General features: G+C 59.4%; 9 protein-coding genes. 4 read left to right on the forward strand and 5 right to left on the reverse strand.

Translation table 11 applies throughout. The annotated features are described in order from the left end of the window. The first annotated feature begins 110 nt into the window (after positions 1–110). Both PMI28_RS09470 and PMI28_RS09465 read left to right on the forward strand, forming a co-directional pair. Positions 111–1,643 (forward strand): DUF3300 domain-containing protein, encoded by a 1,533-nt coding sequence (locus PMI28_RS09470; protein ID WP_007989101.1) that lies wholly within the window; start codon positions 111–113, stop codon positions 1,641–1,643. 26 nt (positions 1,644–1,669) lie between these two features. After that, complete coding sequence (locus tag PMI28_RS09465) at positions 1,670–2,557, forward strand: DUF2950 domain-containing protein (RefSeq protein ID WP_007989103.1); 888 nt, start codon at positions 1,670–1,672, stop codon at positions 2,555–2,557. A 48-nt stretch (positions 2,558–2,605) separates the two neighbouring features. Here the strand turns inward: PMI28_RS09465 and PMI28_RS09460 are convergent, their stop codons facing one another. Together PMI28_RS09460 and PMI28_RS09455 are read right to left on the reverse strand one after the other, a co-directional pair. Continuing rightward, complete coding sequence (locus PMI28_RS09460) at positions 2,606–3,109, reverse strand: GNAT family N-acetyltransferase (RefSeq protein WP_007989105.1); 504 nt, start codon at positions 3,107–3,109, stop codon at positions 2,606–2,608. A 165-nt stretch (positions 3,110–3,274) separates the two neighbouring features. Then, complete coding sequence (locus PMI28_RS09455) at positions 3,275–4,906, reverse strand: multiheme c-type cytochrome (protein WP_007989107.1); 1,632 nt, start codon at positions 4,904–4,906, stop codon at positions 3,275–3,277. 502 nt (positions 4,907–5,408) lie between these two features. Here PMI28_RS09455 and PMI28_RS09450 point away from each other — a divergent pair. Further along, positions 5,409–6,041, forward strand: coding sequence for a dihydrofolate reductase family protein (locus PMI28_RS09450; protein WP_007989108.1), 633 nt, complete (start codon positions 5,409–5,411; stop codon positions 6,039–6,041). A 197-nt stretch (positions 6,042–6,238) separates the two neighbouring features. Here the strand turns inward: PMI28_RS09450 and sorB are convergent, their stop codons facing one another. The 3 genes from sorB to mqo form a co-directional block, all read right to left on the reverse strand. Further along, positions 6,239–6,883, reverse strand: a complete 645-nt coding sequence (gene sorB / locus PMI28_RS09445) for a SorB family sulfite dehydrogenase c-type cytochrome subunit (RefSeq protein WP_007989111.1) — start codon at positions 6,881–6,883, stop codon at positions 6,239–6,241. 10 nt (positions 6,884–6,893) lie between these two features. Further along, positions 6,894–8,135: a SorA family sulfite dehydrogenase catalytic subunit gene (sorA, locus tag PMI28_RS09440; RefSeq protein WP_007989114.1), complete on the reverse strand. Its 1,242-nt coding sequence runs from the start codon at positions 8,133–8,135 to the stop codon at positions 6,894–6,896. A gap of 578 nt (positions 8,136–8,713) precedes the next feature. Beyond that, positions 8,714–10,357, reverse strand: a complete 1,644-nt coding sequence (mqo, locus tag PMI28_RS09435; RefSeq protein ID WP_007989116.1) for a malate dehydrogenase (quinone) — start codon at positions 10,355–10,357, stop codon at positions 8,714–8,716. A 378-nt stretch (positions 10,358–10,735) separates the two neighbouring features. Here mqo and ilvD point away from each other — a divergent pair, with 378 nt between their 5' ends. Next, positions 10,736–12,418 (forward strand): dihydroxy-acid dehydratase, encoded by a 1,683-nt coding sequence (gene ilvD, locus PMI28_RS09430; protein WP_007989118.1) that lies wholly within the window; start codon positions 10,736–10,738, stop codon positions 12,416–12,418. The last annotated feature ends 105 nt before the right edge of the window (positions 12,419–12,523 follow it).

The following is a 12,523-nucleotide window of genomic DNA, read 5'->3' on the forward strand; positions in this document are numbered from 1 at the left end:
ACCATTAAGAAGCGGCATCGAAGCTGGGCTCTGTGGCTTGCAAACTCAGCTTTCACCTCTGCGGCATTGACTCACTCATTTCAAGCCTGCCTGACTACATAGGGGGTGCAATGCGCATTCCATTTTTTTACGCGTTGTCAGCCGTACTGTTCTTGAGTGGATCTTCCTGCCTGGCACTGGCTGAGGATGGGACCGCTGCCGCACCGGCCCCGGTTCCGGCACCCGCCGCAGCCCCCGCACCGGCAAGCGCGGCCACTACAGCGCCCGTCGCCCCGGTGGTCAAGGATCCGGTGTTTAACCAGGAACAGCTGGATCAGATGCTCGCGCCCATTGCGCTTTACCCCGACCCACTGTTTGCACAGGTGCTGATGGCCACCACCTACCCCGGGGAAGTCGGCGAGGCGGTCAACTGGTCCAAAGCGCACCCGGACGCCAAGGGTGACGACGCGGTCAAACAGGTGGCGAACCAGCCCTGGGATCCGAGCGTGCAGGCGCTGGTCGCCTTCCCTCAGGTTCTGGCAACACTGGGACAGGATCCCGTCTGGGTCCAACGCCTGGGTGATGCCTTCCTGGCGCAACCCGACGATGTCATGGAAAGCGCGCAACGCTTGCGTCGCCAGGCACAGGCCGCCGGCAATCTGCAGAGCAACCAATATCAGAACGTGACGATCCAGAATGTCGCGGCGCCGGCACCTGCGACCACGAACGCGGCACCGGCTCCAGCCCCAGAGTCGGCCCCGGCCAGCAACTCCACCATCATCATTCAGCCTGCCGATCCGCAGGTGGTGTACGTCCCCACCTATAACCCGACAACCACCTACGGCACCTGGCCCTACCCGGCGTCGCCGCCCGTGTACTATCCACCGCCACCGGCCTATTACCCTGGTCAGGCCCTGATGGCCGGACTCGCGTTTGGTGCCGGTGTGGCGATCATTGGATCGTTGTGGGGTGAATGCGACTGGGGCAATAACGACATCGATATCGACGTCAATCGTTACAACAACATCAATGCCAACAACCGGATCACCAATAACCAGAACAAATGGCAGCACAACCCGGTGCACCGCAATGGCGTGCCCTATCGAGACAGCGCGAGCCGCGCACAGTACGGCCGCCAACTGAACGGCGCCAATCAGCGTGAAGCCTATCGCGGGGACAATGCCCAGCGCGCCCAGGCCCGTGAAAATGCCCGCAACTCAATGGACAAACACGGTATCGAACGACCTGCCACCAGCAACCGCGAAGCCCGTGATCAAACACGCAAACTGCAGTCCGGAACCTCGGGCGGCAATCGGTTACAGGCCGGTGCAGACAGACCCAAGGCGGCTGACAGAGGCCAGGGCACGGCCCGAAACACCCGGGAGAATCAGCAACCCAGGAACCAGACCGCGCAGCTGAACCAACGTAAAGAAGGCCAGGCGCAGGCGCGTCAAGCGACGAACAAACGGCCGGCCGCCAGTACGGGCAGTGCCCGCAACAACGCCTTCGCCGGCGCACGTACACCGTCCCAGGCCAACCTCCAGGCCAATCGTGGCCGGGCCAGCCAGGCATCCGCCCAACGCCCAAGTGCCGCGCGATCAGCCGGTCACCAGGTCAGTCGGCCGTCCAATCCACCAGCGCGTCAAAGGGGGGGCCGTCGTTGAAAAACCATCCTCGAGTGAAGGGACTCATGGGCCTGCTCCCACCTGTCCTTGCGATAGCTGCCGGCCTGGTGTGGTCGTGCATGGCGACGGCACAACAGGCCTTTCCAACGCCAGAAAAGGCTGTTGAAGCGTTCGTCGAAGCACTGGGTACGGAACACGCCGACCAGGCACGCCTGACCGAGCTGCTGGGCAGTGACTGGCACAGTTACATCCCCCGTGAAGGCGTGCAGCGCGAAGACGTGGATGCGTTTTTGCAGCAATACCGCGAGCAACACCGCATTGAAAATCCCAGCGAGCGCAAGGCAATCCTGGCGGTCGGCAGCAAGAACTGGACACTGCCCATCCCCATGGCAAAAGACGCGAACGGTTGGCGCTTCGACATGAAGGCCGGCAGTGCCGAAATCCGTGCCCGTCAAATCGGCCGCAATGAACTCGCCGCGGTGCAATCGGTGCTGGCCTATCACGACGCGCAGATGGACTATGCGTCAGTCGATCGTGACGGTGACGGCGCACTCGAGTATGCGCAGAAAATCTTCAGCTCCCCCGGCAAGCACGACGGACTCTATTGGGCGGAAGACGACAGCGGCCAGATCAGCCCGTTGGGGCCTTCGTTCGGCAAAGCCATTGCCGACGAAGAGTGGCACGGTTACCGCTTCCGCATCCTTGATGGCCAGGGTCCTTCGGCACCGGGTGGCGCCTACAGCTACCTTATCGGTGACAAGATGAGCCGGGGCTTTGCGCTGATCGCCTGGCCGGCGAAATACGACGACACCGGGGTGATGAGTTTCATGATCAGTCATGAAGGACAGGTGTTCGAGAAAGACCTGGGACCCGGTGGGGAAAAACTGGCGAAATCGATGAAGCGCTTTGATCCGGATGACAGCTGGAAAGAGGTGGCCGAAGATCAGGAGTAGCAGGGTGTCACTGACCAGCTACAGGCACCCGGAATGACTCAAAAAGTTTTACTGGATCGAAAGGACGAACCGGCACTCGTCCGCCGCTTTGTCGTTGCAAGTCGACTCTTCAAACAAGAATCCGCACCGTTCAAGTACTTTTCTTGAACCAAGGTTTTCCTTGTAGACATACGCAACCAATTGCGTCAGTTCCCAACGCGACTGTGCCACCTCGATGAGATGCCTCAACGCCAGAGTTGCCAGCCCCTGCCCGCACACACGTTGATCGATCCGATAACCCACTTCAGAAGACCTCGTCGATGAGTCGATGCTTTTCAGATTGGCTCGACCAACGATTCTTTGACTGGAGTCTTCGATGACAAACGGGTGCCAGGCGCCGATGGCAAAATCGGACAAATAGCTTTCGATATGATCGGCGACACCCTGCAACGAATAAAAAGAAGCGTCGCGCGCGTCAATATGCGATTCAAACCATTCCCGGTTACGGACTTCGAATGCCAGCAACGCTTCAGCGTCAGCCTCTTTCAGCTCGCGAACGCTAAATGATTCCATTCATCACCTCTCCATTATCTTGTGCCGACATGGCTCAAGCTTATCTCATACCTGAACAACCTTGCCGAGCCGAGCCTTCCCGAATCCGGGCGGTTTGCACAATACATATGGATAAGCGGATATTTTGATATCCATATCAACCGTCCGGACACCACCCCCGCGCAGCTAAAAGTGCGCAGTATCCGGCCCGGCGGCTGGCAGGCTTGTCGACAGGGGGATGCTCTGCGTGACTTTGGCCATCTGGGTGATTTCCACCTGCACTTGATTCTTGCCGAGCAGGTAGTCGGCCAGCTTCTGCGAAAACGGCCAGTAGTTCAGTTCGGCAGTCAGGGTGAGCGGCCCGACGGCGTCGGCTGGCACCAGGAATGAGAACTCCCCGATATCGTAGCCCTTGGGCAGAATGCGGTTGTCCGAAAGAATTTGCGTGGCATTCCAGACCTCGACGTCCAACGGATTGCCGTCCTTGTCGCCTATGTGCACTTTGAAATTTCGCGTGTCGTGCTCGGTCTTGCCGTCCTTGATCGAACCCAGCCGATAGAGCTCGCGACCGCTGGCATCCAGCACCCGGAAATCGATCCACATCTCCCGCCCTTCAGGAAAGCCGGTCGGCAGTTTGTGCCCGGCGCCGACATTGGAAACCTTGACGGCTACCGAGGTGTATTGCCCGGGAATGATGGCTGCCGGCAGTTGCTGGAAGGTTATTTCCGCCGCACGCGCAAGCATGTCGCGCGCGCGTTGCGCGCCCTGTTCCTGACCAAGATGCTTGAGCATCATCGCGTTGGCGCCGCTGAACCAATGCGAGGCGACCTCCTCGCGATCTGGCCCCATGATCGCGGCCTTACCCGCAAAACCCGGCATATGGCAGCTCTGGCAGGTCACATTGTTAAAGCTGTAAGCGCTCTCCTGCCATTCGTCATAGGTGCGCTCGACCGCCACACTGCTGAACGGGTGCGTGACGTTGTGGCAGGTGCCGCAAAAGTCTGAGCGCGTGTGCAGGGCGGAATACACGGTGTCGTGATAAGGCGAAACGGCATCTTTGCGCGGGCCGAACTTGGTCGGTTTACCGTGCGCTCGCGGGCTCAGGACATAGGCGCCGTTATCGAGGCCCGTGCGGGCACTGATGTTGTGGCAGGTCTCGCAATCGACCCCAGGCATCGGATGATTCTTCGCGCTGTCTTCAATCGAGGAGCGGTTGACTTGCGAATTGATCTGCCCGGTCGTGAGACCGATCGGGGTATGGCAGCCGGTGCAGAAGTTATCGACCTTCCCCTCGGTGGCCGTACTCGCACGCTTGAGCAAGGCCCGATAGATGGGTTCATCCCAAGCCTGGGACATCATCGACGTGCGCCACTGCTTGTAGATCTCCGTATGGCAAGCGCCACAGACCTGGGCATTGTCGAAGTCTTTTGCATTCAAAACCAGGTTGCCGGGGGTATTGGCCCGATGCGGAAAGAACGGCATCCCGCCAATCACATGCATAAGCCTGGAGCGTGCCGGCTCCAGCCACTTGTCATTACTTTGATTGTCATTGCCCTGAGGTTCGTCGGCTGTAACCAGCGTTACCGTCAACAGACAGGCCAGAAAGCACAACAAACGGCGAACGAAAGGTCTGTTCTCCAGGAAAAACGCTATGAACAATGTCACCAGCGCAACATTCAAACCGACAATGGCTGGCTGGAGGCCTGCCGGTACATTGAATAAGGCTGTGTAAACGCTGGCGCACATTACCCATAGAACAATCAAGACCGATAACCAGTGCGACGCTACTTGCCCGCACCTGCATTTAGAGTGCTGCATTAGAATCTCCCCTAAACGGTTGCAGAGGATGACTGCAGCACTTTTATTGAGTGACCAGAGGAGTTTTATGATGCAAACCGATGGTTAGATGTAATCACTCAATGGGTGTACTTACAGCTCCATAGCTTCCCGAGCCTCCAACTTTCATGAACGGGACACGCTCAATCAGCAATTACTGCGCCAGCGTCGCAATAAAATAGGGGCGATGACCTGAAAGCCCGGCAAACATTGGCTAGAAGTTGAAAGTCAGTGCTGATGGAGACGCGAATACTGCAGAGTAATGGCACCCATTAGTGGGGGGGCTCACGCCGAAATCGGGGGGATCGGAAACTCAAAGAGTTTTTCCGGGCCGGTCGCCCAACGTCAGCCAAACTTCCACTCTCCCATTGTCGAATTCGCAGCGTCTCGTTCGACTATCTGTCAGGCAGTGACGCTGGGGATCGCAGGCATTGCAGGCGCTCGCCGGATGAGCACTTTCACCGAGACGAATCAGGAGAGGAGCATGCGCACACTTACCGTTGCCGCGTTCGTGAGTCTGGACGGCGTCATGCAAGCGCCCGGCGGGCCTGAGGAGGATCCCGGTAACGGATTCCGATTCGGAGGCTGGATCGTGCCCTACGCCGACGAAACCACCGGCCGGGCCGTACACAACCTGTTCTCACAGCCATTCGAGTTGTTATTGGGGCGTCGCACCTACGACATCTTCGCGTCCTATTGGCCGCGCATTCGGGCCGATTCAACCAACTACGCCCTCGCTGAGCTGTTGAACGGCGTACCCAAGCATGTGGCCACACATCATCGCGATACGCTGGATTGGCAAAACAGCCGTGCACTGGAGGGCAACCTGGTCGATGCGATAAGCGCGCTCAAGCGTCAGGACGGTCCTCAGCTACTGACACAAGGCAGCGGCGATCTGGTGCATCAACTGCTTGCAGCCGGCCTGGTGGACGAGCTGCGGCTGATGATTCATCCCGTCTTGCTGGGCCGCGGCAAGCGCCTGTTCGACGACAACGCACAAGCGCTGGCCTTCACGCTGACCCATTCGATCAGCTCACCCGGAGGCGTACTGATCGCCCATTACATCCGTAGCGGCGAAGTGCGAACAGGCACGTTCGAGGGCGTCAGGCAGCAATAACCAGCGCCCCTGTCGCTCGGGGGTGGGCTTTTTTGCATCAGGCTGACGCCTGTCAGTTAAACCCCGGATATTGTGGGAGCGAGCTTGCTCGCGATGGCGGTTGCACAGTCACACAAAAGGTGCCTGACAGGCCGCCATCGCGAGCAAGCCCGCTCCCACAAGGTTCGCGGTGTTCAAACATCAGACTCACAGCCCGCTCACTGACTCATGATGAAAGTCGCCAGGCTTTTCAGATCGTCCGAACTTAACTGCGCGAAAGGCGGCATGGGGACATCTCCCCACTTTCCGCTACCGCCATGCTCAATGCTGGACATTACCCGGGCCAGTGCCTGCGGGTCATTGGCATACTTGGCCGCCACATCGTGATAGGCCGGGCCTACGACCTTATGATCGATCGCGTGGCAGGACAGGCACGAGTTGTCCTGGAGCAAGGCCGAGGCGACTTTCGCTACCGACACCGTTGGTGGTTGATCCACCGGCGGGTTCGAGGCGGCCTGAACATCGGCATCACTCGCCTGGGCACTGCCGTAGGTCACTGCCAGGTAAGCGCCGATCACACTCACATCCTGGTCGCTGATCGGAGCGCCATACACGTGCTGCATCTTGCTCGCTTCGGCGGTCCACTGCGCCAGGCTCATGCCCGGCGGCTGGAAGTTGATGTAGTCGGCCGAATGGCAGATGGAACACTTCTGCTGGGCCAAAGGGTAGCCAGGCAACGCACTGGGTTTGAACGCAGCCGTTTCCGGCGGCAATGTGATCGACAGTGGTGCCGCGCCAGCCATGCTGACCAGACAAATCTGAGCAGCGCACAGCAAGGTGGTCATGCATTTCATGAGTTTCATGCGGTCCTCCTCAGGCGACGGTCACGTGGCTGGTTTCCACGACGTGGCGACGGTAGCCAGCGGGGTTCCAGTCGGCTTGCAGCGGCTGCGTCTCGCCCGCACTGTTGCTGGCTCGCACCATCAACTGCGTGGCGCCCTTGCGGGTAAAGCTGATCGGCAGTGTCCACTCACGGAAGGAGAAGCGGCCAAGGTCCTGCCCAAGCCTTGCTTCGCGCCAGTTTTTTCCGCCGTCGATCGATAGCTCCACTTTGTTGACCCCAACGCCACCGTCGAACGCAATCCCCTTGAGCACCACGTTCTTGTTCAGCGGCAATACATCGCCGTGTTTGACGCTGGTGATGAAACTGCGTACCGGCAATCTGGAAATCGGTTGGGTTTTCGCCGCTGTGGTGCCGGGAGCAATGCAGAAACAATCGTTATCCGGAACCCGGTAACCCTTGGCCATGAAGAAACCGTCGTAGGTATGGTCGATGACTTCGATCTCACTCAGGTGCTTGACCCAGTACGTGCCGAAATAGCCCGGCACCACCAGGCGTATCGGATAACCGTTGAGAAATGGCAGGTCGGTGCCATTCATCGACCAGGCGATCATCGGCTCGCCGTCCATGGCATGGCTGATGTCCAGCGCCTTGATGAACTCCGGCGTGCTCGGCAACACGGGTTTATCGAGCCCACGGAAGGTCACTTGCGCGGCACCGGCTTTCACCCCTGCCTTTTCCAGTACCGCCTTGAGCGGCACCCCCAGCCAACGCGCATTACCCATCGAGCCATTGCCCAACTGAGCCCCGAACACCCGCGGCATCGAAAAGCCACGGCTGTTGCCCGAACACTGATTGACGGCCACCACCTCTACCGGTTCGGCGAGGGCCTTGAGCTCGGCAAGGGAAAGTGACAGCGGTGTGTCGACCGAGCCTTTGATCGTCAATCGATAGCTGTCCGGATCGATGCTGGTCGGGAAATTGGCCAGGTGGTAACGCACGAAAAAGGCGTCATTGGGTGTAATCGGCCCTTCGTTGAAGACCGGGAACGGCGTCTCCAGGTGCGGCGGGCGCGTGGTTACCAGGGTCAACGGGCGTTTTTGCGGGTATTGCACCAGCGGTCGTGGGCCAGCAGCAAAGGTCACGTCTTCAGTGTTTTCGTCGGCTGCCCTGGCGAGACTTGCCAACGGCGAAGCCGCCAAAGCCAAAGTGAAAGCATCGCGTAAAACCCGCCGGCGGGTCGGCTGGCTGTTGCCTACAAAACTGAACTTCATTTCTGCGCTCTCTATGTTTGTTTTATCGAGATGCAACTGCTGTAGGAGCGAGCTCGCTCGCAATGGTCGTTAACGAAAACGCGTGCTAACTGACTAAACGTAGCGCACTTGAGTCCATCGCGAGCAAGCTCGCTCCTACAAATTCCCGCCCGGGCGGAGAGGTATCAGACTTACGGTTTCGCCTTACCGACGTCGGAAAAAAAACCAGTATCGTCAGGGCCAAACTATCTGCTTCACATTGAGCGTCAGTGACTTGGCAATTGATGACAGGGATTGCCGATATGTGCGGTATAGAGAGAGTGCTGTTCACTTAAGCGCGATGCTTCAGGCACACCTGCTTTTGTGGCGAGGGAGCTTGCTCCCGCTGGGCTGCGTAGCGGCCCCAAAAAATGTGACAACAATGCCGCTTTTTTGTGAGTGCTACGCACTCAAGCGGGAGCAAGCTCCCTCGCCACGGGTTTCTCTCCGACTGAAGACACCCTTAAGTGAACAGCTTTTCGGCATGTCCTGGTCATCGCCCACAAAAAAGCCCACTGACCGTCGCCGGTTCAGTGGGCTTCTTTTGATTGGGTCTCTGGTTACAGAGCCATATCACTCGCAGCATTAGCCTTCGGCGCTTTCGCATCCGTGTCGACAGTCACTGGCTTCACAGCCGGCGCGATCACTGGTGGCGGAGTCAGTTCCAGCACCTTGGCGGTGTAGGCCCACTCTTCAGCAACCTTCTCAGGGCTGTTGTTCAGCTGGGTGCCGTAGCTCGGCACGATCTGGTGCAGTTTTGCCTGCCACTCAGGGGTCGCGACCTTGTCCTTGAAGACTTTCTGCAGCACGGTCAGCATGATCGGTGCGGCGGTCGAAGCGCCTGGGGAGGCGCCCAGCAGGCCGGCGATGCTGCCGTCTTGCGAAGCGACGATCTCGGTGCCCAGTTTCAGCACGCCACCGGCGGCTTCATCACGCTTGATGATCTGCACGCGCTGGCCGGCTTGCCACAGGCGCCAGTCTTCGGCCTTGGCGTTCGGGAAGTATTCTTTCAGGGCGTTCATGCGGTCTTCGTCAGACAGCATCAGCTGGCCTGCAAGGTACTCGACCAGCGGGTATTCCTTGATGCCGACCTTGGTCATTGGCCACACGTTGTGCGTGGTCGTGGTGGTCAGCAGGTCCAGGTACGAACCTTCTTTCAGGAACTTGGTGCTGAAGGTCGCGAATGGGCCAAACAGGATCACGCGCTTGCCGTCCAGCACGCGGGTATCCAGGTGCGGAACCGACATCGGCGGTGCGCCCACCGAAGCCTTGCCGTAGGCCTTGGCCAGGTGTTGCTCGGCGATGGTCGGGTTCTCGGTCACCAGGAACGAGCCGCCCACCGGGAAGCCTGCGTATTCCTTGGCTTCAGGAATGCCGGACTTCTGCAGCAGGTGCAGGGCACCGCCGCCGGCGCCGATGAACACGAACTTGGCGTCGGTTTCGGTTTTGCTGCCGTCTTTCAGGTTTTTGTAGCTGACGCGCCAGCTGCCGTCTTCGTTCCGGGTGATGTCCTGCACTTCGCTGGACAGCTTCAAGTCGAATTTCGGCGTGGTTTGCAGGTGCGCAACGAACTGACGGGTGATTTCGCCAAAGTTCATGTCGGTACCGAGCGGGCTCCAGGTGGCCGCGATCTTCTGGTTCGGGTCACGCCCTTCCATCATCAGCGGCACCCACTGCTTGATCACAGCCGGGTCTTCGGAGTACTGCATGCCGGCGAACAGCGGGCTCGCTTGCAGGGCTTCGTAGCGTTTTTTCAGGAATTTGATGTTGTCATCGCCCCACACGAAGCTCATGTGCGGAGTGGAGTTGATGAACGAACGCGGGTTCTTCAGCACGCCTTGCTGAACCTGCCAGGCCCAGAACTGACGGGAGATCTGGAAGGCTTCGTTGATTTCGATGGCTTTCGGGATCGAAACCTTGCCGTTCTCGTCTTCCGGGGTGTAGTTCAGTTCGGCCAGGGCGGAGTGACCGGTACCGGCGTTGTTCCAGCCGTTGGAGCTTTCCTGGGCGACGCCATCGAGGCGCTCGACCATTTCCATCGACATGCCAGGTTCCAGCTCATTGAGCCACACACCCAGGGTCGCGCTCATGATGCCGCCGCCAATCAGCAGCACATCGACTTTCTTTGCCTCTTGCGCGTTGACGGAAGTCATCCCCATCGCCAAAGCCAGCCCCAGCAGGGCCGTGTTCACTTTCTTAAACATCTGTAGCACCTATGATAAAACGCCATCCGCCCTTCCATCCTCATGCGCACAGCCCCATGTTTCTCGGCAGTCACGGGTGCGGCACTCAAGGATTACAGGGTGGGCACACAAGGCCGACGAACCGCATCGACCCCAGTTTAATGTCCCTTCTGAACTGACTTTTTATCTTTATTGGCTTCAGCTACTTGAGCGACAGTGATTCCGTCGGCACGTCTTGCGGACATGCAAACTGAATAGGTCAAACCAAGTTGGCGCGCAGAATATCACGACAAGGCTTACCCGCGCGTCTGTTCCCGACCGGTTAGTCCGGGCCTGTGCGCCCGGCCTTCTATACTCATCCTGTTTTTCACCATGAGTGTGTGAGCGATAGGAGCAGTCATGAGCGACAAAGACGATCTGCGCAAGTACTCCTCTCAAGTGATCGATGGCGTAGAGGCCGCACCGGCACGCGCCATGCTACGGGCCGTGGGCTTCACCGATGCCGATTTCCAGAAGCCGCAGATCGGCATCGCCTCGACCTGGGCCATGGTCACGCCCTGCAACATGCACATCGACAAGCTGGCGCTTGAAGCCGAAAAAGGCGCGAATGCCGCGGGCGCCAAGGGCGTGATCTTCAACACCATCACCATTTCCGACGGCATCGCCAACGGCACCGAAGGCATGAAGTATTCGCTGGTGTCCCGCGAGGTGATCGCCGACTCCATTGAAGTGGTCACCGGTTGCGAGGGATTTGATGGCCTGGTGACCATCGGCGGCTGCGACAAGAACATGCCGGGCTGCCTGATAGGCATGGCGCGGCTGAATCGCCCGTCGATCTTTGTCTATGGCGGCACCATCCAGCCGGGCGCCGGGCATACCGACATCATTTCCGTGTTCGAGGCCGTGGGCCAACACGCGCGGGGCGATATCAGCGAGATTCAGGTCAAGCAAATTGAAGAGGTGGCCATTCCCGGCCCCGGTTCCTGCGGCGGCATGTACACCGCCAACACCATGGCCTCGGCCATTGAAGCATTGGGCATGAGCCTGCCCGGTTCCAGCTCCCAGGACGCCATTGGCAGCGACAAGGCGTCGGACAGTTTCCGTGCCGGACAGCAGGTCATGGAACTGCTCAAGCTTGACCTCAAACCTCGCGACATCATGACCCGCAAAGCCTTCGAGAACGCCATTCGCGTGGTGATCGCCCTCGCCGGCTCGACCAACGCCGTGCTGCATCTGCTGGCCATGGCCAATGCGGTGGATGTCGAGCTGACCCTGGATGACTTCGTCGAGCTGGGCAAGATGTCCCCGGTGGTCGCCGACCTGCGCCCCAGTGGCCGCTACATGATGAGCGAACTGGTGGCTATCGGCGGTATTCAACCGCTGATGAAGCGCATGCTGGATGCCGGCATGCTGCACGGCGATGTGCTGACCGTCACCGGCCAGACCCTGGCGGAAAACCTGGCAAACGTGCCCGACTACCCGGCTGGCCAGGACGTGATCCGGCCTTTCGATCAGCCGATCAAGAAGGACTCCCACCTCGTCATCCTGCGCGGCAACCTCTCGCCCACCGGCGCCGTGGCCAAGATCACCGGCAAGGAAGGCCTGCGCTTTGAAGGCACGGCCAGGGTCTATCACGGCGAGGAAGGTGCGCTGGCCGGCATTCTCAATGGCGAAGTCCAGCCCGGCGAAGTGATCGTGATCCGCTACGAAGGGCCCAAGGGCGGACCGGGCATGCGCGAAATGCTCTCGCCGACTTCAGCGGTCATGGGCAAGGGCCTGGGCAAGGAGGTGGCGCTGATCACCGACGGGCGTTTTTCCGGCGGCTCCCACGGTTTCGTGGTCGGCCATATCACACCGGAAGCCTTCGAAGGCGGGCCGATTGCGCTGGTCGAGAATGGCGACAGGATCATCATCGATGCTGAAACCCGGCAGATTACGGTGGATGTCTCCGATGCGGTGCTGGCTGAGCGCAAGTCGCGCTGGGTGCGCCCGGAATCGAAATACAAGCGCGGGGTGTTGGCCAAGTACGCGAAGACCGTGTCCAGTGCTTCGGAGGGGGCCGTGACAGACAAATACCTTTAGCCCGTCGTTTTGCAGTGCCGGGTCTGCCGCCTTCGCGAGCAAGCCCGCTCCCACAATTGACCGCGTTTCCCTGGAAGAACACCGTCGACTGTGGGAGCGGGCTTG

The sequence above is a fragment of the Pseudomonas sp. GM48 genome (assembly GCF_000282335.1).
Taxonomy (GTDB): Bacteria; Pseudomonadota; Gammaproteobacteria; order Pseudomonadales; family Pseudomonadaceae; genus Aquipseudomonas.